General features: G+C 71.8%; 16 protein-coding genes. 7 read left to right on the forward strand and 9 right to left on the reverse strand.

What is annotated here, in order from left to right; translation table 11 throughout:
* Positions 1–59: 59 nt before the first annotated feature.
* On the forward strand, positions 60–902 hold the full coding sequence (locus IEZ06_RS14855) for a neutral zinc metallopeptidase (RefSeq protein ID WP_189237279.1): 843 nt from the start codon (positions 60–62) through the stop codon (positions 900–902).
* A gap of 16 nt (positions 903–918) precedes the next feature.
* Here IEZ06_RS14855 and IEZ06_RS14860 read toward each other — a convergent pair whose 3' ends face one another.
* The 6 genes from IEZ06_RS14860 to IEZ06_RS14885 form a co-directional block, all read right to left on the reverse strand.
* On the reverse strand, positions 919–2,121 hold the full coding sequence (locus IEZ06_RS14860) for an ROK family transcriptional regulator (protein ID WP_189237280.1): 1,203 nt from the start codon (positions 2,119–2,121) through the stop codon (positions 919–921).
* A gap of 57 nt (positions 2,122–2,178) precedes the next feature.
* Positions 2,179–3,423 (reverse strand): sugar ABC transporter permease, encoded by a 1,245-nt coding sequence (locus tag IEZ06_RS14865; RefSeq protein ID WP_189237281.1) that lies wholly within the window; start codon positions 3,421–3,423, stop codon positions 2,179–2,181.
* Entirely contained in the window at positions 3,420–4,184 is a 765-nt protein-coding gene (locus tag IEZ06_RS14870) for an ATP-binding cassette domain-containing protein (protein WP_189237282.1), read from the reverse strand. The genes IEZ06_RS14865 and IEZ06_RS14870 overlap by 4 nt, the downstream gene beginning before the upstream one ends.
* A 69-nt stretch (positions 4,185–4,253) precedes the next feature.
* Positions 4,254–5,378, reverse strand: coding sequence for a sugar ABC transporter substrate-binding protein (locus tag IEZ06_RS14875; RefSeq protein WP_189237283.1), 1,125 nt, complete (start codon positions 5,376–5,378; stop codon positions 4,254–4,256).
* Positions 5,379–6,044: 666 nt separating this feature from the next.
* Positions 6,045–8,789, reverse strand: a complete 2,745-nt coding sequence (gene acnA, locus IEZ06_RS14880) for an aconitate hydratase AcnA (protein WP_189237284.1) — start codon at positions 8,787–8,789, stop codon at positions 6,045–6,047.
* A gap of 201 nt (positions 8,790–8,990) precedes the next feature.
* On the reverse strand, positions 8,991–9,719 hold the full coding sequence (locus IEZ06_RS14885; protein ID WP_189237285.1) for a metal-dependent hydrolase: 729 nt from the start codon (positions 9,717–9,719) through the stop codon (positions 8,991–8,993).
* A 453-nt stretch (positions 9,720–10,172) separates the two neighbouring features.
* Between IEZ06_RS14885 and IEZ06_RS14890 the strand changes: the two genes are divergently transcribed.
* On the forward strand, positions 10,173–10,931 hold the full coding sequence (locus IEZ06_RS14890; protein WP_189237286.1) for a PadR family transcriptional regulator: 759 nt from the start codon (positions 10,173–10,175) through the stop codon (positions 10,929–10,931).
* A gap of 97 nt (positions 10,932–11,028) precedes the next feature.
* Here IEZ06_RS14890 and IEZ06_RS14895 read toward each other — a convergent pair whose 3' ends face one another.
* Both IEZ06_RS14895 and IEZ06_RS14900 read right to left on the reverse strand, forming a co-directional pair.
* The gene (locus IEZ06_RS14895) at positions 11,029–11,355 is read right to left on the reverse strand and encodes a uracil-DNA glycosylase family protein (RefSeq protein ID WP_373293861.1); all 327 of its coding nucleotides are present in this window, start codon (positions 11,353–11,355) and stop codon (positions 11,029–11,031) included.
* Positions 11,356–11,419: 64 nt separating this feature from the next.
* Positions 11,420–12,847, reverse strand: coding sequence for a sugar porter family MFS transporter (locus IEZ06_RS14900; RefSeq protein WP_189237287.1), 1,428 nt, complete (start codon positions 12,845–12,847; stop codon positions 11,420–11,422).
* 171 nt (positions 12,848–13,018) lie between these two features.
* Between IEZ06_RS14900 and IEZ06_RS14905 the strand changes: the two genes are divergently transcribed.
* Positions 13,019–14,707, forward strand: coding sequence for a sensor histidine kinase (locus tag IEZ06_RS14905; RefSeq protein ID WP_189237288.1), 1,689 nt, complete (start codon positions 13,019–13,021; stop codon positions 14,705–14,707).
* Positions 14,698–15,345, forward strand: a complete 648-nt coding sequence (locus IEZ06_RS14910; protein WP_189237289.1) for a response regulator transcription factor — start codon at positions 14,698–14,700, stop codon at positions 15,343–15,345. The genes IEZ06_RS14905 and IEZ06_RS14910 overlap by 10 nt, the downstream gene beginning before the upstream one ends.
* A gap of 23 nt (positions 15,346–15,368) precedes the next feature.
* Here IEZ06_RS14910 and IEZ06_RS14915 read toward each other — a convergent pair whose 3' ends face one another.
* Positions 15,369–15,854 (reverse strand): nuclear transport factor 2 family protein, encoded by a 486-nt coding sequence (locus IEZ06_RS14915; RefSeq protein WP_189237290.1) that lies wholly within the window; start codon positions 15,852–15,854, stop codon positions 15,369–15,371.
* 239 nt (positions 15,855–16,093) lie between these two features.
* On the opposite strand from IEZ06_RS14915, the gene IEZ06_RS14920 reads away from it, so the two are divergent.
* The 3 genes from IEZ06_RS14920 to IEZ06_RS14930 are packed head-to-tail and all read left to right on the forward strand — an operon-like array spanning position 16,094 to position 19,019.
* Positions 16,094–17,152, forward strand: coding sequence for a hypothetical protein (locus tag IEZ06_RS14920; protein WP_229798159.1), 1,059 nt, complete (start codon positions 16,094–16,096; stop codon positions 17,150–17,152).
* A complete protein-coding gene (locus IEZ06_RS14925) occupies positions 17,149–18,615 on the forward strand; it encodes a DUF8832 domain-containing protein (RefSeq protein ID WP_189237291.1) in 1,467 nt (488 codons plus the stop codon). The genes IEZ06_RS14920 and IEZ06_RS14925 overlap by 4 nt, the downstream gene beginning before the upstream one ends.
* Positions 18,612–19,019, forward strand: coding sequence for a hypothetical protein (locus IEZ06_RS14930; protein ID WP_189237292.1), 408 nt, complete (start codon positions 18,612–18,614; stop codon positions 19,017–19,019). The genes IEZ06_RS14925 and IEZ06_RS14930 overlap by 4 nt, the downstream gene beginning before the upstream one ends.
* The last annotated feature ends 20 nt before the right edge of the window (positions 19,020–19,039 follow it).

The raw sequence follows: 19,039 nt of genomic DNA on the forward strand, positions 1-19,039 counted from the left end.
CCTGCAAGGACGGGCAATCTATACGTTTTATCCATAGTTGCCCTACCCTTTCCCTCACCATGAGCGCTCTTCCCCTCGGACCCCTGTCCTCCCTCGTCACCGCCGCCCTCTCCTTCTCCCTGGCGGCGGGGGCGGGCCAGGCGGGGGCGATCCCGCTGGCCTCCGCCCAGCCTCCCCCGCCCCCGGCCGGCACCTCCCCGATCCAGGGCAGGACCGCGGCGACCGCGAACCCCCTGTACGACTCCGGCAGGCTGCCCTCGGTGGCGTGCCCGGCGGGAAAGATCAAGGCGGGGAGCGCGGCCTCCTACCGGACCTTCATGACCCGCGTCTCCCGCTGCCTGGGGACGGCCTGGGGGATCCAGTTCGGCAAGGCCGGGCTGGACTTCACCCCGCCGAAGCTGCGCTTCGCGACCTCGCGGGTGAGCAGCCCCTGCGGGAAGTGGCCCGCCGGCGCGGGCGGCTACTACTGCTCCAGCAACCGCACCGTCTACATCGGCCTGACCCGCGCCGCCCTGAAGAACCCGTACGGTCCCAACCACGCGCAGTTCATGGCCCACGAGTACGCCCACCACGTCCAGCAGCTGGCGGGCATCCTGCCCTACTACAGCCGGGCCGTCTGGCGGGCCCGGGCCTCGGCCAGGCTCGCGCTCTCCCGCCGCCTGGAGCTGCAGGCCGACTGCCTGGCCGCGGCCTTCCTGCGCGGAGCCGCCGACGATCTGCAGGTCACACCGGAGCACTGGGAGGCCATGCTGGAGTGGACCGCCCGCAACGGGCACAAGAGCTGGCCGAAGAACGACCACGGCAGGGGCAGCAGCCAGGCCTACTGGATGAAGCGCGGCTTCGAGCGCGGGACCCCGGGCGCCTGCAACACCTTCACCGCCCCCCGCAGCGTCGTCGACTGAGCGCGCCGGCCCGCCGTCAGGAGCCGGCGCGCGCGAGGACCTCCAGGGGGTCGGCCAGGACCTGGGCGAAGGCGAGCTCGGCGGCGCCCACGAGGGTGGCGTCGTCGCCGAGGGCCGTGGTGCGCAGGCGCAGCTGCTCCCGCGACGGCGGGAGGGCGTCGAGGTTCAGCCTGCTGCGGACCTGCGCGGCGGAGCCGAGGTAGACCTCGCGCAGCATGCCGCCGAAGACGACCATCTCCGGGTTGAAGACGTTGACCAGGTTGGCCACGCCCAGGCCGAGCCAGTCGCCGACCCGGCTCAGCGCCGCCTGGGCGACGATGTCGCCGCGGTCGGCGGCCGAGACCACCGCGCGGACGGCCTCCCTGCCGACCTGGGAGCCGAAGCGCCCGGCCGCCTCCAGCAGCGCCCGCTCCCCCACCTCGGCCTCCAGGCAGCCGCGCGAACCGCAGCCGCACAGCCGGCCCTCGGGGTTGACGACCATGTGCCCGACCTCGCCGCCGAAGCCCTGATGGCCGCCGAGCAGGGCGCCGCCCGCGATCACGCCGCCGCCGACGCCCACGTCGCCGTGGAGGTAGACGAGGTCGCGGCAACCGACGCCGACGCCGCGCAGGTGCTCGGCCATCGCCGCGAGGTTGGCGTCGTTGCCGACCGCCACGGGCAGGCCGAGCGCGAGGCGGCGGGCCATCTCCTCGCCGAACGGCACGTCCACCGAGCCCATGTTCGGCCCGAACCTGACGACGCCGTCGTGCTGCGCCACCCCGCCGGAGAAGGCCGCGGCCACCCCGACGCAGACCGTGTCCGGCCGCGTCCTGCGGTGCATCTGCCGGGCGAAGGCGGCCAGCGGGCCGACGACCTCCTCCAGCGAGAAGGGACCGCGCCGCCGTACCGTCTCGCGGCGGTCGAGGACCGCCCCGCCCAGGCCGACCCGGGCGGCGACCAGCCGGTCGACCCCGACGTCCAGGGCGAACACGTAGACCCGCGCCGACTCGGGGCGGACCACCAGGGAGGGGCGTCCCGCCCGGCCGGTCTCCCGGGGGAGCTCCTCGCGGACGAGGCCGGCGGCGGTCAGGTCCGCGGTGAGCGCCATGATGGTGCTGCGGTTGAGCCCCATCCTGCTGGTGAGTTCCGCGCGCGAGGTCGGCCCGCTCAGGTGGACATGACGGAGCAGAGCGCCGAGGTTGTGGCGTCTGATCTCCTCTTGGGAGGGGCCGGCCCGCATCGCGTGGTGTTCCTTCGGGGGGTCAGAGGATCATCGATCACCTTAGACCGGCGCCGGTCACCTCATGCCGGTGGCCGCCGCGCGCTTGCGGGAGAACGCGTCCACGCTCGCCGCCAGGAGCAGGACCGAGCCGGTGACGATGTACTTCACACCGGAGCTGTAGCCCATCAGGCCCATGCCGTTCTCGATGACCGCGACCACGGCGCCGCCCAGGATGGCGTCCAGCACCCGGCCCTTGCCGCCGAACAGGCTGGTCCCGCCGATGACGGCCGCGCCCACGGCGTACAGCAGCACGTTGCTGCCGCCGGTGTTGGGGTCGACCGAGCTGGCCCGGGAGGCCGCGATGACGCCGCCGAGCGCCGCCAGGGTGGAGCAGATCATGAACGCGCTGATCTTCATCCGGTCCACGTTGATGCCCGCCCGGCGCGCGGCCTCGGCGCTGCCGCCGACCGCGTACAGGTGCCGGCCGAAGGAGGTGCGGCGCAGCACGAACGTGAGGACCAGCAGGAGCACGATGATGATCGGGACGACGATCGGCACGCCCTTGAGCGAGACGACCGCGGCGTTGCGGCTCCGCTCCAGGTTGAGGAAGTAGACGGCCAGGCCGCCGAGGACGGCCAGCGCCCCGACCCGGACCGCGATCAGCGAGATCGGGTCGGCGGTCAGGCCGCGCCCGGCCCGCTTGCGCGCGCGCAGCAGCTGCAGTCCCGCGTACGCCGCGACGCCGGCGACCAGCAGCACCCAGCCCAGCACGGGCGGCAGGTACTTGTTGGAGATCGCCAGGATCGTCTCGTCCCGGATGGAGATGTTGGTGCCGCCCTTGACCAGCAGCAGCACCAGGCCCTGGAAGCCGAGGAAGGCGGCGAGCGTCACCACGAAGGACGGGATGCCGAGCTTGGCCACCAGCGTGCCGATGACGCTGCCGATCACCGCTCCGGTGAGGATCGCCGCGGCCACGGCGACGTACCAGGGCATCCCCTGCTCGGTGAGCAGGATCGCGAGCACCGCGGCGCAGACGCCGCTGGCGAAGCCCGCCGACAGGTCGATCTCGCCGAGGAGCAGCACGAACACCAGGCCCATGGCGATCACGGTGACCGCGGCGCCCTGGGTGAACAGGTTGGCGAAGTTGCCCGAGGTCAGGAACGAGGGCCGCAGGATCGAGAAGACCGCGCAGAGCACGACCAGCCCGAACACGGCGGGCAGCGCGCCCATGTCGCCCCCGCGGACCCGCTCGACGTAGCCGCGGGCGTTGGCGGCGATCGAGGGCCCCTCGACCGGGGCGGGCTTGAGGGTGGTGGTCATGCCGGAACTCCGTTGGTGAGGCCGAGGTCCCCGCTCCGGCCAGAGGTGATCAGTTCGACGACCTGCGCGTGGGTGACGTCGGAGGTCTTCACCTGAGCCGCCATCCGGCCGAGGTAGAGCGCGGCGATCCGGTCGGACACCGCGAACACGTCGTTCATGTTGTGCGAGATGAGCACGACGGCCAGGCCCTGGTCGGCGAGGCGGCGGACCAGCTCCAGCACCTGCGCGGTCTGGGCGACGCCGAGGGCGGCGGTGGGCTCGTCGAGGATGACGACCTTGCTGTTCCAGAGCACCGCCTTGGCGATGGCGACGGTCTGCCGCTGGCCGCCGGAGAGGCTGGAGACGTGCTGCCGGATGGACTTGACGGTCCGGACCGAGAGACTCTCCAGGGTCTTGGCCGCCATCTCCTCCATGGTGTCCTCGTCGAGGACGATGCCGCGCTTATGCTCGCGGCCGAGGAACATGTTCTGGACGATGTCCAGGTTGTCGCAGAGGGCGAGATCCTGGTAGACGATCTCGATGCCCAGGGCGGCGGCGTCGCGCGGGGAGCCGACCTGGACGGGCTTGCCCTCGAAGAGGTACTCGCCGGAGTCGATGGGGTGGATGCCGCCGACGCACTTGACGAGCGTGGACTTGCCGGCGCCGTTGTCGCCGACGAGCGCCGTCACCTCCCCGGGGTAGACGGAGAAGGCGACGTCATGCAGGACCTGTACGGGACCGAAGCTCTTGTCGATCCCGCGGAGTTCCAGTACGGGGGTCATACGGTGCTCCTCGGGTGCGGGGGGCGGCCGGCCGGTCCCTCGGGACCGGCCGGCCGCTCCCTCGGCGCGTTACTGGATTCCGGCCTCGGTGCACTTGTCGGCGAACTCGCCGGTGCACAGCTCTTCCTTGGTGACGAAGCCGTCGGCCACGACGTCCTTGACGTTCTCGAAGAAGATCGCCTGCGGGTCGAGCAGGACGGCGGGCACGTCGGCGCCGCTCTCGGTGTCCTTGACCGTGCCGGTCGCCGCCGGCTTCTCGCCCTTGGCCAGGCCGATCGCGAGCTCCGCCGCCGCGTCCGCCTCCTTCTTGATCGCCTTGTAGACCGTCATGCACTGGTCGCCGGCGAGGATGTTCTGCAGGCCCTGGACGGTGGCGTCCTGGCCGGTGACCGGGACCTTGCCGTTGAGCTTGTTCTTCTTCAGCACGGTGATCGCGGCGTTGCCGAGGCCGTCGTTCGCGGCGAGCACACCCGCGATCTTCGGCTGCTCGGTCAGCATCTGCTCGAAGATCGTGCCGGCCTGGGCGTTGTCCCAGTCCGGAACCGACTGGTCCGGGCCCTTGACGTACTCGCCCGAGTCGTACTTGGGCTGCAGCACGCCGTCGTAGCCGTTCTTGAACAGCGTGGCGTTGTTGTCGGTCGGCGAGCCGTTGAGCTCGGCGACGATCGGCTTGTCGGCCTTCTTGTCGGTGAGGCACTTGACCAGGCCCTCACCCTGCAGGGTGCCGACCTTGGTGTTGTCGAAGCTGACGTAGTACGACGCGCCGCCGTTCAGGGTCAGGCGGTCGTAGTCGATCGTGGCCACGCCCTGGGCCTTGGCCTTGTCGAGCACGGCCTTGCCGGTGCCGCTGTCCAGGTTGACGATCATCAGGACGGTGGCGCCGTTGGTGATCATCTGGTCGGCGATGGTCTGGAACTGGTTCTTGTCACCCTGGGCGTTCTGGATGTCGTAGGCGACGCCCGCGGCCTTGAACGCCTCCTCCAGGTACTTGCGGTCCGCGGTCTCCCAGCGGGCCGAGGACTTGCTGTCCGGCAGGATGACGCCGACCTTCCCGGCGGCGGCCGGCTGGCTCGCGGCGCCGGAGGGAGCGGTGCTGCTCTGTGCGGAGGTGTCGCCGCCCTCGCCCCCGCAGGCGGTGAGACCGAGGGTCATCGCCGCGGCGGCGGCGGACAGGCTGAGGATCCCCTTGCGCATGGTGCACGGGTCCTTTCTTCGAGAACTTCGAGAGATGGGGGGTCGGGAAGTGCGGCATGCCGAGTTCACCGGCGCGGCTCTCCGGGTCGCGGATCACCGTGCCGTTGAATGTTGTTTGCGGCAACGTATTCCGCTGTGGCCTGGAACACCAGACCTTGTCCGGGTAAAGTTTGTTGTGGCCGGTAACAATCCAGAAACGTGGGATTAACCCAGGTTGCCGTGCAGGACCAGGGTCAGCGCGGAGAGCGCGGCCAAGCAGAGGATCCCGGTCCCGATGCGCCCGCCGTCCAGATGGCGGTGCCCGTGATCCCCGAGACGAAGCCCTCCCCCGCCCCCGCGATCGTCGCCCGGCTGCGCGGTACGGCCGCCGCCCACGCGGGAGGGCCACCGCGAGCAGCACCATCGCCCCGACCAGCGCGCCCGGCGCCCGGGTGGAGACATAGACGACCACCAGGCCGCCCAGGAGGCGGCCCGGAGCGGCTCCCGTCCGCCGGGGAGGCCCGTGACCGGTAAGGGCCGGAGGGCGCCGTCCGGCCCCGTCGGGCGCCTGCGGAGTCCCGGGAACGACGGAGCCGCCCGGCGGGATGTGGCCCGCCGGGCGGCTCTGGTCCGGGGTGTCCCCCCGATGCGGGCGGGGGCCTGCGTGCGGGCCCCCGCCCCCCTTGCTCAGCTCTTGGCGAGCAGGGAGCGCAGGACGTACTGCATGATGCCGCCGTGGCGGTAGTAGTCGGCCTCTCCCGGCGTGTCGATGCGCACGACCGCCTGGAACTCCTTGCCGTCCGCCCGCACGGTCACCGTGCGCGGCACGCCGCCGGAGTTCAGCTCCTCGACCCCGACGATGTCGAAGGTCTCCCGGCCGGTCAGGCCGAGGGAGTCGGCCGTCTCGCCCTCGGGGAACTGCAGCGGCAGCACGCCCATGCCGATCAGGTTGGAGCGGTGGATGCGCTCGTAGGACTCGGCGATGACGGCGCGGACGCCGAGCAGCGCGGTGCCCTTGGCCGCCCAGTCGCGCGAGGAGCCGGAGCCGTACTCCTTGCCGGCCAGGACGACGAGCGGGATGCCCGCGGCCTGGTAGTTGGCGGAGGCGTCGTAGATGAAGCTCTGCGGGGCGCCGTCCTGGGTGAAGTCGCGGGTGTAGCCGCCCTCCACCCCGTCGAGCAGCAGGTTCTTCAGCCGGATGTTGGCGAAGGTGCCGCGGATCATCACCTCGTGGTTGCCGCGCCGGGAGCCGTAGGAGTTGAAGTCCCTGACCTCGACGCCGTTGGCCCGCAGGTACTCCGCGGCGGGGGTGCCGACCTTGATGGCGCCGGCCGGGGAGATGTGGTCGGTGGTGACCGAGTCGCCGAGCTTGGCGAGCACCCGGGCGCCGGAGATGTCGGTGACGGGCTCCGGCCGGGCGGGCATGCCGTCGAAGTAGGGGGCCTTGCGCACGTAGGTCGAGGCCGGGTCCCACTCGAAGGTGTCGCCGGTCGGGATCGGCAGCGACTGCCAGGTCTCGTCGCCCTTGAACACGTCGGCGTAGTCCCGCAGGAACATCTCCTGGTCGATCGAGGCGCTGACGACCTCGGAGACCTCCTCCGGCGACGGCCAGATGTCGGCGAGGAAGACCGGCTCGCCGTCGGCGCCGGTGCCCAGCGGCTCGGAGTTCAGGTCGATGTCCATCGTGCCCGCGAGGGCGTAGGCGACGACCAGCGGCGGCGAGGCCAGGTAGTTCATCTTGACGTCGGGGTTGATCCGGCCCTCGAAGTTGCGGTTGCCGGACAGCACCGCGGTGACCGCGAGGTCGTTCTCCTGGATCGCGGCCGAGATCTCCTCGTCCAGCGGGCCGGAGTTGCCGATGCAGGTGGTGCAGCCGTAGCCGACCAGGTTGAAGCCGATCTTGTCGAGGTACGGCTGCAGCCCGGAGCGCTCGAAGTAGCCGGTGACGACCTGCGAGCCGGGGGCCAGGGAGGTCTTGACCCACGGCTTGCGGGTCAGGCCCTTCTCGACCGCCTTCTTGGCCAGCAGCGCCGCGCCCATCATGACGTACGGGTTGGAGGTGTTGGTGCAGCTGGTGATGGCCGCGATGGTCACCACGCCGTGGTCGATCTCGAAGCCCGTGCCGTCGGAGAGCGTGACCGGGACCGGCTTGTGCGGGCGGACACCGTTCGCGCTGGCGTTGGAGGCCGGGGCGTCGGAGGCCGGGAAGCTCTCCTCGCTCGCCTCGTCCACGCCGTCGTCCTCGAAGTCGGTGACGTAGTTGCGCACGTCGCGCCGCCAGGTCTCCTTGGCCGTAGAGAGCGCGATGCGGTCCTGCGGGCGCTTCGGGCCGGCGATCGACGGCACGACGGTGGACAGGTCCAGCTCGATGTACTCGGAGAAGACCGCGTCCTCCGCCGACGGGTCGAGCCAGAGGCCCTGGGTCTTGGCGTAGGCCTCGACCAGCGCGACCTGCTCCTCGGAGCGGCCGGTGAGCCTCAGGTAGCTGATCGTCTCGCCGTCGATCGGGAAGATCGCGCAGGTGGAGCCGAACTCGGGGCTCATGTTGCCGATGGTGGCGCGGTTGGCCAGCGGCACGCTGGAGACGCCCTCGCCGTAGAACTCGACGAACTTGCCGACGACGCCGTGCTTGCGCAGCATCTCGGTGATGGTGAGCACCAGGTCGGTGGCGGTGGCGCCGGCCGGGAGCTTGCCGGTCAGCTTGAAGCCGACCACGCGCGGGATCAGCATGGAGATCGGCTGGCCGAGCATGGCGGCCTCGGCCTCGATGCCGCCGACGCCCCAGCCCAGGACGCCGATGCCGTTCTCCATCGTGGTGTGGGAGTCGGTGCCGACGCAGGTGTCCGGATACGCCTTCCCGTCGCGGATCATCACGACGCGGGCCAGGTGCTCGATGTTCACCTGGTGCACGATGCCGGTGCCGGGCGGGACCACCTTGAACTCGTCGAACGCCGTCTGGCCCCAGCGCAGGAACTGGTAGCGCTCGCGGTTGCGCTCGTACTCCCGCTCGACGTTGCGCTGGAACGAGTCCGGCCCGCCGAAGAAGTCGACGATGACCGAGTGGTCGATGACCATCTCGGCCGGGGCCAGCGGGTTGATCCGGGCCGGGTCGCCGCCGAGGTCGCGGACGGCCTCACGCATGGTCGCCAGGTCCACGACGCAGGGCACGCCGGTGAAGTCCTGCATGATCACGCGGGCCGGGGTGAACTGGATCTCCACGCTCGGGGCGGCGGACGGGTCCCACTGGCCCAGCGCACGGATGTGGTCGGCCGTGATGTTGGCGCCGTCCTCGGTGCGGAGCAGGTTCTCCATCAGGATCTTCAGGCTGTACGGGAGGCGCGCCGACCCCTCGACGGCGTCCAGCCGGTAGATCTCGTATGCCGCGTCACCGACGCGGAGCGTGTCACGGCTGCCGAAGCTGTTCGCGGACACGATTCGCCTCCCTCATCACCAGGTCGTCTGGGTCGTCTGGCGCCCCGTAGCTCAAAGGCGCAACTGAATCCTGCCGCACCGCGCGAGTGCCCCTGTCGGTTAGGTATGCCTAACCCGCATGTCACCGATGGGTTGCAGTGGATGTCTCGATATCAAGATATCCCCAGAGATATCTCGACATCAAGTTACCCACCAGTATGATCACACCAGCAGGAAGCGCCAGTAGACGAGTCCCAGAACGACGACGGAAAGTACCGGGGCGAGAAACTTCTGCTCGAAGGCGCGGCCCGTCTTGATGCCGATCTTCCACGGCAGCAGCCAGCGCTGCTTCATCGGCCACAGCACCGGGCAGCCCTTCTCCGTGCAGCAGTCCCCCACCACGTGCACCAGGCAGCCCATCGCCACCGCCACCCCGAGCCAGGCGTACCCCACGCCGTCCGAGCGGAACACCAGGAACAGCCCGGCCGTCAGCGCGACGTTCACCATCGCCGAGGCGACCTTCTTGCCCGGCACCCCGATCCCGATGGCGCGCAGGGCCAGGCCGATCAGGAGCACGACCAGGACGTCGCGGCCGATCGGATGGGTGTTGGCCAGGTAGTGGGCGCCGAATCCGGCCGCGGCCGCGAACAGCAGCGAGTGGGTGGCGTTGCGGTGGCCGCCGGCCAGCCAGTTGACGCCCTTGCTCAGCGCCCAGGTCACCGGCCCGAAGGTCTGCGCGATCGTCGCGCTGGGATGGTCCAGGTCCGGCAGCATCGCGGCCCCGGCGCAGACCAGCGCCCCCGCGACGAACTCGGCCGGGGTCAGCGCGTTCACCATGACGCCGGTCTCGACGAACCGGGAGGACTCGGTGAGCAGCGGCAGCGCGGCCAGCGGCGGCGCGACGCCCAGCCAGGCGATCGCCCCCGTCAGCGCGTGCGTGTGCCCCATCATCGCTTGACCACCACCATCAAGATCACACCTGGTGAGCGTACGGCATGGCCGCCCCGAACGGCGGACGGCTCCATTTTCACCGGAGGGATCACACCGGGGAAGCGGTCCGGGAAGCACGCCGGAGGGGCGCGGATGCGGCGGCGGAGGAGGCGGGGAGGTGCCGAAACGGCAGACGGGACCGTTCCGCACCGAAAGCACCCCCCAGCCCTTCCGGCACGGAACGAATCCCGTCTATGTCATTTGTAACGCCTAGGTCTCGGTGCTTGTTCCGAAATCCGGCGAGAATCTCGTGATCTATCTCACTTTTTCATTGAGTGACCAGAGCATTCCTCTGCGTGACCACCCACCAAGGGCGGATTCGCGAGGATTCGGGGGTTGTCGCGAGAATGTTCTCGATATATCTTTGAAGAGTCTAGAGCGATCACAAGACGATCGCCGGAAGAGGAGGACGACATGACGTCCGCACATGCGATGGACGGGTGGCCGGGGGCCGATCCCCGGGAGATCCGCCGTGAGATGAAGCGCGCCGCCCGGGAGGCCTGGCGCGCCATGGCCGAGAGCCGGCACGAGTCCGGTCCGAGACGCGGCCACCGAGGTCCCCGCGAGGACGGGCCGCACGAGCAGCGGCACCGCGGCCACCGGGGCGGCGGCCCGTTCGGCGGAGGGGGGTTCCCCTGGGACTGGGGCCGGGGCCCCATGGGCGGCCGGGGCGGCGGCCCGTTCGGCGGGCGCCCGCCGTTCGGCCGCGGGCGCAAGGCCAAGCGGGGCGACGTCCGCGCCGCGATCCTCGCCCTGCTCTCCGAGGAGCCCCGCAACGGCTACCAGATCATCCAGGAGATCGCCCAGCGCAGCCAGGGCGGCTGGAAGCCCAGCCCGGGAGCGGTCTACCCGGCGCTCCAGCAGCTCACCGACGAGGGCCTGGTCCTGTCCGAGGAGAACGACGGCCGCAAGACCTTCCGGCTCACCGAGGCGGGCCTGGCCTACATCGCCGAGCACGCCGACGAGGTCCGGACGCCCTGGGAGGAGATGACGCCCGACGTCGACGAGGGCACCTGGGAGCTGGTGGACCTGGCCCGCCAGTCGGGTTTCGCCATGATGCAGATCCTGCAGACCGGGACCGAGGCCCAGATCCGCCAGGCCAGGCAGCAGCTGGTCGAGACCCGCCGCAGGCTCTACCAGATCCTCGCCGACGGCGACCCCGCCGAGGAGTGACGCCGGCGACCCGCGGACACGCCTCCGGACGCGGTCGCCGCACCCGCCGGGGCCGCCGCACCGGTGACGACCCGCCCGGGCCGCTCCGGCGGCGCTGTCACCCGAGGGACTCCTTGAGCCGCCGCATCTCCCCCGCGATCCGGTCCAGCGTCCAGTGCGCGTTCAGCCCGCTGGGGTTGGGCAGCACCCAGACCGCCGTACCGCCGACCCGCTCCTCCTGCGGCCCGACCGCCGCCCTGGGCCGTCCGAACGCCGTCCGGTAGGCGGTCACCCCCGCCACCGCCAGCACCCTCGGCCGGACCTCGGCGACCAGGCGCGCCAATCGTCCGGTCCCTCGCCGCGTCGAGTTCGGCCCTCGTGGGCGGTCTGCGCGCGGAGGGGCCGTCCGCGGGAGATCTGTCCGCAGAGGGGCCGTCCGCGGCAGATCTGTCCGCGGAGGACGGGTTCACAGGAGGCATGGACGTGTCCCTGACCGCTCCTGCGGCCTCCTAACCCATCTCCTCCAGTCTGCGCCCCTTGGTCTCCCGCACCTTGACCAGCACGAAGACCAGGGAGAGCGCGGCGAAGACCGCGTAGCCGACGTACGCGCCGGCCAGGCTCCACTCCGCCAGGGACGGGAACGAGACGGTGATCAGCCAGTTGGCCACCCATTGCGCGGCGGCGGCCACCGAGAGCGCGGCGGCCCTGATCCGGTTGGGGAACATCTCACCGAGCAGCACCCAGACGACCACGCCCCATGACAGCGCGAAGAACAGCACGAAGACGTGCGCGGCGACCAGGGCCACGGTGCCCTGCAGCTCCGGCAGGGTCACGGTCTCGCCCGCCGGCACGCCCGCGCTGAACGCCCACGCGGCCGTGGCCAGGGCGACCGCCATGCCCAGCGAGCCGATCATCAGCAGCGGCCGGCGGCCGATCCGGTCGACCAGCGCGATGGCGATGAACGTGCCGACGATGTTGATGATCGAGGTGGAGAAGCTGATCAGCAGCGAGTCGCTCTGCTCGATGCCGACCGACTGCCACAGCGCCGACGAGTAGTAGAAGATCACGTTGATGCCGACGAACTGCTGGAACACCGAGAGCGTGATGCCGATCCAGACGATCGGCAGCAGGCCGAACGCCGAGCCCCGCAGGTCGCGCAGGCGGGGCCGGTGCTCCAGGCGCAGCGACTGCTCGATCTCCGCCACCCGGGCGTCCAGGTCGGCGCCCTCGGCCTCGACCTCGGCCAGCACCCTGCGGGCCTGCGCGCTGCGGCCCGCCGCGACGAGGAACCGCGGCGACTCGGGGATGACCGAGGCGAAGACCAGGTACAGCAGGGCCGGGACCAGGCAGGCGCCGAGCATCCACTGCCAGGCCTGGATGCCGAGCAGCTCGTTGTTGACGTCCCCTCCCGCCTTCTGCGCGATGGCGTAGTTGACGAGCTGGGAGACCGCGATGCCCAGCACGATGGCGAGCTGCTGGAAGGAGCCCAGCCGGCCCCGGTAGGCGGGCGGCGCGACCTCCGCGATGTAGGCGGGGCCGAGCACCGACGCCATCCCGATCCCCGCGCCGGCGAGCACCCGCCAGAACGCCAGGTCCCAGATCCCGAACGGCAGTGCCTGGCCGATCGAGCTGACCGCGAACAGGACCGCGGCGACCTGCATGGTCCGGGTGCGCCCCCAGCGGTCGGCCAGCCCTCCGGCGATCCAGGCGCCGCCCGCCGAGCCGAGCAGCGCGATCGCCACCACGAAGCCGGTCACCACCGCGCCCACCTCGAAGTGGCGCTGGATGCCGGTCACGGCGCCGTTGATCACGGCGCTGTCGTAGCCGAAGAGGAAACCGCCTATCGCCGCCGCCGCGGTGATGAAGACGACGTGCCCGAGATGCTCTCTACGCGTGCCCGGAGACCCCGCAGGCCCGGAAGACGTGGTACCGACCATGACGGTCTCTTCCCCCAGCTGGGGCTTTAAGACATATTTGTCCGTTTCTTCGCACGCAGCCCCGGACCCGCCCGGCCGGTCCGGTCCGGAGCCGGATGCGCGGCGCTTTCCGGAGCCCGCACACCCGTCCGGATCGGGGCGATCAATCGTAGAATCCCCCGGGGGTGAGGGATGACCGGCCGACCGTGGATCAGCACCGCCGCGATCGCCGCTCCGGCGGTGGCGGTCTGGCTGCTCCTGGTGATGCTCCCCGAGGCGCGCCGCGGCCCGCTGTGGGCGCTCGGGGCCGTGGTGGGGGCGTCGTTCCTCGGCACGGGGATCGTGGCCTGGCGGCTCCATCCGCGCAACCGGGTCGGCCTGCTCATGGTCGCCATCGGGATCGCGTGGATCCCCCAGCAGCTCCTGATCGGCGACGGGACGCCGTCGCCGTTCGTGATCTGGCTGGGCGCCTGCGGGCTGTGGGCGGGCCTGGCCTGCCACCTGTTCCTGGCCTACCCCACCGGCCGGCTCGACGGCCTGCCGTCCAGGATCGTCGCCGGTGTCGCCTACGCCGAGTCGGTGGTGCTCCCGGGGGCGTCCGTGGCCGTCCTCACCGATCCCCCGGAGCCGCTCGGGTCGATCGCGCTCTTCGTCGACGGGGTCCGGTGGCAGACGGTCGTCATCACGGGCGCCCTGGTGGTGGGCCTGTCCGTGGCGCGGTGGCGTGAGGGGAGCGCCGCCCGGCGGCACGCGGTCACGCCGGTCGCGGCCGCCTCGCTGATCGCCACGGTCGCGTTCGTGGCCGACCACGTGGCGGCCGGCTGGGGCTGGGGAACGCAGCCGCTGTTCGTCTACGCCATGTTCGGGGCGTTCATCGCGGTTCCGCTCGCCTACCTCGGCAGCCTGATCCGGCGCGGGATCGACCGCGGCCGGGTGGCGGACCTCGTGGTGCGGCTCAGGGGCAGGAAGCAGCCCGACGGCCTGGAGAGCGAGCTGGCGGCGGTGCTCCACGACCCCACGCTGCGCGTCGGCTACTGGACGGCCGACCAGGACCGGTACGTCGACGCCGAGGGCCGCCCCGTCGAGCTCCCGCCGAAGGAGGACGGCAGGGTGATGACCCGGGTGGACCAGGGCGGAGCCCGGCTCGCCGTGCTCCTGCACGACGCCGCGCTGCTGGAGCAGCCACTGCTCGTCGAGGCGGCGTGCGCGGCCGCCTCGCTCGCGCTGGAGAACGAACGGCTCACCGCCGATCTGAAGGCGCGGCTGCGGCAGCTCGCGGCGTCGCGGGCCCGGATGCTCCGGTGGGGCGAGGCCGAACGCCGCAGGATCGAGCGCGACCTGCACGACGGCGTGCAGCAGAGGCTGCTGTCGGTGGCGATGACGCTCGGGCTAGCCGAGGCCACCGCCCACCCCGGCAGGAAGGACGCGCTGATCGGCGAGGCGAAGACCTCCGTGCTGGCGGCGCTCGACGACCTGCGCGCCGTCAGCCACGGGATCCACCCGCCGGTGCTCACCGAACGCGGGCTGCCGGGAGCGGTGAAGGAGCTCGCCGCCGTCACGCCCGTCCCCGTCGAGTGCGTGATCGGCATGGTGGAGCCGCTTCCCGCGGCGGTCGAGAGCGCGGCCTACTACATCGTCAACGAAGCGCTGGCCAACGTGACGAAGCACGCGCGGGCGGACCGCGCCTGGGTGCGGCTGGCGCGGAGCGAGGGCCGCCTCGTGGTCGAGATCGGCGACGACGGCCGCGGAGGCGCCGATCCGGCGCGCGGTTCCGGACTCCGGGGGCTCTCCCACCGCGCCGAGGCCAACGGCGGAAGTCTCCGGCTCGACAGCCGGCGGGGAGGGGGAACGGTGCTCCGGGTGACGATGCCGTGCGAGTAGCGATCTGCGAGGATTCCGCCCTCTTCCGGGAGGGCATGGCCCGGCTGCTGACCGAGGCGGGGTTCCAGGTGGCGGCGGCCGTGGACGACGCCGAGGAGCTGCTGGCCCTGGTCGGCGGGGACCGCCCCGACGTCGCCGTCCTCGACATCCGCCTGCCGCCCACGCACACCGACGAGGGGCTGCGGGCGGCGCTCACCCTGCGCCGGCACCACCCGGAGGTCGGCGTGCTCGTGCTCTCGCAGTACGTGCGGGTGAGCTACGCGGTCGAACTGCTCGACGGCGGTGTCGAGGGCGTCGGCTACCTGCTCAAGGACCGGGTGTCGGACCTCGCCGAGTTCGCCGCGGCGATCCGCCGGGTGGGCTCCGGCGGCTCCGCGCTGGACCCCGTGGTGGTCGAGAAGCTGGTGAGCCGGCACCGGCAGCCCGACGACCCGCTGATCCAGCTCACCGGGCGCGAGCGGGACGTGCTCCGGCTGATGGCGGAGGGGCGGACGAACCTGGCCATCGCCGAGCGGCTGGCCATCGCGGAGCGCACGGTGGAGAAACACTGCACGAACATCTTCGGCAAGCTCGGGCTGGAGGCCGGCCCGCACGACCACCGCCGGGTGCTGGCCGTGCTCCGCTACCTGAACGCCTAGACGGGTAAGTTCGGCTCAGGGCCCTATGTGCGCAAGGTCGCGGCGGCGATGGCGGCGGGATCCCAGTAGAACGGCCGGCATTCGAGCATGCGCCCGTTCCGTACCCGAATCAGTTGAAGGATCAGCGTGTCGATCTCCTGGCCGGTTGCACGAGCGCGGAACCGTACCCGGCTCCGTACCACCACCGTGTCCCTGTCGCCCCAGTGCTCCTGCTCCAGGAACTCCATGGATGTCCAGGTCTCGCTGAAAGCGGCCAGGAACCGCTCCAGCCCGTCACGTCCTCGCCACGTCCCCGTTCCCGTGAAGGGCAGGCCAGGGGCTTGATACAGGACGACCTCGGGGTCCAGGTATGCGGCGACCTCGTCATAGCCGGCCCTGCCGAACCCGCCCGCGGCCACATACGCGGCCTCGGCTTGGTAGAACTTCTCCATCACCGCCCAGGCGTCCTGCGACCGGTCCTCGGCAGGCGAGCCGTCGGTCTGCTTCTCGGTTGCATTCGCCGTACTCATGGCTCCAGCGTCACAGACAAGCGAAGGGCCGCGCTGGCGGTGATCGGACACCTCAGTGGGCGGCGTTCACAATGGCTTCGATCTCGAGCGGGGGTGCGTGGACCGTTCCGTTCGCAGATCGAACGAGTTCGGACTTGCTCCTCTAGGTGCGGTTAACCGCACCGGCGGGAGGGGGGCTGCCCGGCTTCCCGGGGGTCCGTCCGGGGAGCAGAATGCCATCCGACGAAAGGAGCCCGACGGTGGCTGTGGTCGGCGTGGACGTACGGCGGTTGTTGGCGGACTCGGGGGAGCCGCGGGAGTGGGTGACCCCCCGCACGGACATGGTCACGGCGTTGCTGGGAGTCTGGTTCGGCATCGGCCTGATGATCGACGCCTGGGCGCACAGCAACCTGGCGGAGCTCGAGACGTTCTTCACCCCCTGGCACGCGGTGTTCTACTCGGGGTTCGCCGCGGTCTCCGGCTGGATCATCTGGCAGGTGCTGCGCGGCACCCGGACGGGCCGGCAGGGGCTGGCGGCCGTGCCGATGGGATACCTGGTGAGCCTCGTCGCGGTGCCCGCGTTCGCCGCCTTCGGCTTCGCCGACATGATGTGGCACACGTTCCTCGGCATCGAGACGGACATCGACATCCTGTTCAGCCCCTCCCACCTGGGACTGATCGCGACGATGTCGCTCATCATCACCACGCCGCTGCGCTCCGCCTGGCGCGCCCCCGACGTGGGTGAGCGCCCCTCGCTCGGCAGGCTGCTGCCCGCACTGCTCGGCCTGGCGTTCGCCGCCACCCTGGTCTCGCTGTTCGTGTCGTACGGCAACGCCATGCAGTACGGCGCGGCCCACGTGGTGAAGGCGTTCTCCACCACGGACGGCGGAGGCGCGAGCGACCTGGCGGCCTCGATGGTCATCACCAACGTCGTGCTGCTCGCCCCCGTGCTGCTGCTGGTCCGCAGGTGGCACCTGCCCTTCGGCAGCGTGACCGTCCTGTTCACGGTGGGCGTCCTGATGCCGGGAGCGCAGACCTCCTTCGAGAACCTGCCGATCCTGCTCTCCTTCGTCGCCGCGGGTGTCGCGAGCGACCTGCTGATCCGGTGGCTGCGCCCGTCGGCGGAGCGGCGGGCCGCCTACTGGGCGTTCGCCGGGCTGTCGGCCCTGGTGACCTGGTCGCTGTTCATCGCGGTCGCGTCCGCGGCGGGCGGCGGGCTGCCCGCCGTACCCGAGCTGTGGACCGGTGCGCCGGCCGTGGCCGGGCTGATCGGCCTGGCGCTCGGGGTGCTGTTCCTGCCCGAGGCACGCCGGACGTGACGCGGCCGGACCCGGTGCGGGCCCGCCGGGCACACCTGTCCCCGGTGCGGGCCCGCCGGGCGCACCTGTCCCCGGGGCGGGCTCGCGCGGCGCGCCTGCTCCCGGTGTGGATCGCCTGCCTGGCCGCCGTCCTCGTGCTGGTGCGGCCGGTTCCGGCCGAGGCCCACGTCGTGGCGGCCGGGGCGGACCTGCGGGTGGCCCAGACGATCGCCGGCACCGAGCTCACCGTGGTGGTCAAGGGGGTGGAGCGGGTGCCGGGCGAGTTGCGGATCGGCGTCGTCGCCTACCAGCCGGTCACCGGCCTGCCCGTCGGCCTGGAGCTCCGCTCGGTCGCCGACGGCCGTACGGTGACCGGTACGGCGCACGCGGGGCGGGAGCCCCGGTACACGGCGCTCCGGGTGGAGCGCGCCGGCCCCCACGAGCTCCGGCTGCGCGCCGGCGGCGAGGCCGCCGTGGTGCCTTTCCGCGTCCTGGTGGAGCGCGCGTCGGCCTGGGAGGCGCTGATCTACGGGGGGCTGTTCACGGCGGGGCTGCTGCTGGTGGGCGGCCTGCTCACCGGGGCGCTGTCCCGGCCGGGACCGGCGATGCTGCTGGCCGGCGGCGCCGCGGCGGGGCTGACGCTCGCCTTCACGTTCGTCGTGCTCGAACCGGGCCTGCCGCCGCGCCCGCCGGACGGCGCCGCCCCCACGGCCGAGACCGGGCCGCAGGGGCGCCCGTTCGCGCAGGGACGGGTGGCGACGATCCCAGCCCGCCCGGCGGCGGGGCAGGAGTTCATCCTGCGGATCGACCTCGTCGACGGGTCCACCGGTCTGCCGGTGGACGACCTGGCCGTACATCATGAGGCACTGGCCCACCTGGTCGTCACCAGCGAGGACGGACGGGCCTTCCACCACGTGCATCCGCTGCGGACGGCCCCCGGGCGGCTGGAGGTCAGGATGCGGGCGACGCGGCCGGGCCGCCATCTGGCCTACGCCGAGCTGGAGCGTCAGGACTCCGGCGGGCAGCTCGTCACCGGCGAGTTCACCGTCGGCGGCGAGCCCTCCCCAGCCGGACCCGCCTCCGCGGCCACCGAACCCTCCCCGGCCGAATCCGCCGGACCCGGACCCGCCTCCGCAACCGCCGCCGGCGAACCCTCCCCGGCCGGATCCGCGGACCGGCCGGACCCGCCGCGGCTGCACCCGGCCGTTCCCGTCGCCGGGCGCCCCGCGACGATCGAACTCGAGACCTCGGGCGCCGTGCGCCCCTGGCTCGGCATGGCGGGCCACCTGATCGTACGGAGCCACGACGGCGCCTTCCTGGGGCACGTGCACGAGATGGGGTCGGCCGGGACCGGCAGGCTCCGCTTCACCTTCGGCTTCCCCGCCGCGGGGCATTACCTCGCCTGGGCGCAGTACGCCACCGGCGACCGGATCGTCACCGTGCCGTTCACCGTCGACGTCGCGGCACCGGAGGCGGTCCGATGAGACGTGCCCTCGTCGCCGCCGTCTGCCTGGTGACGGCCGCCGCGGCGTTCTTCGTCCTCGGCCGGGGCGGCGACGAGCCCCTCCGGCTGACCGTCGCGGGGACGCGCTACGCCGTGACCGTGCTGATCGGCGAACCGGTGGCCGGCAGGGGGGTGGTCGAGGTGGTGCTGGACTCGGGTGACGCCGACACCGTCGTGCTGTCGGCCGTGATGCCCGAGATGGGACACGCCACGCCGGAGGTCGTCGCGCGGGAACCGGAGCCCGGCCGCTTCCTGGCCGAGGGCGGGCTCTTCTCCATGGCCGGGGTCTGGGAGCTCGCGATCCGCCTGACCGGGCCCCCGGGCGAGGAGGTGCTCACGGTCAAGGCATTGATCACGGGATCGGCCGCGGAGCCGGGAGCCTGAGATCCCTGCCGATCCCCGGC

The organism is Planomonospora antibiotica (genome assembly GCF_014647955.1).
Classification (GTDB): Bacteria; Actinomycetota; Actinomycetes; order Streptosporangiales; family Streptosporangiaceae; genus Planomonospora; species Planomonospora parontospora.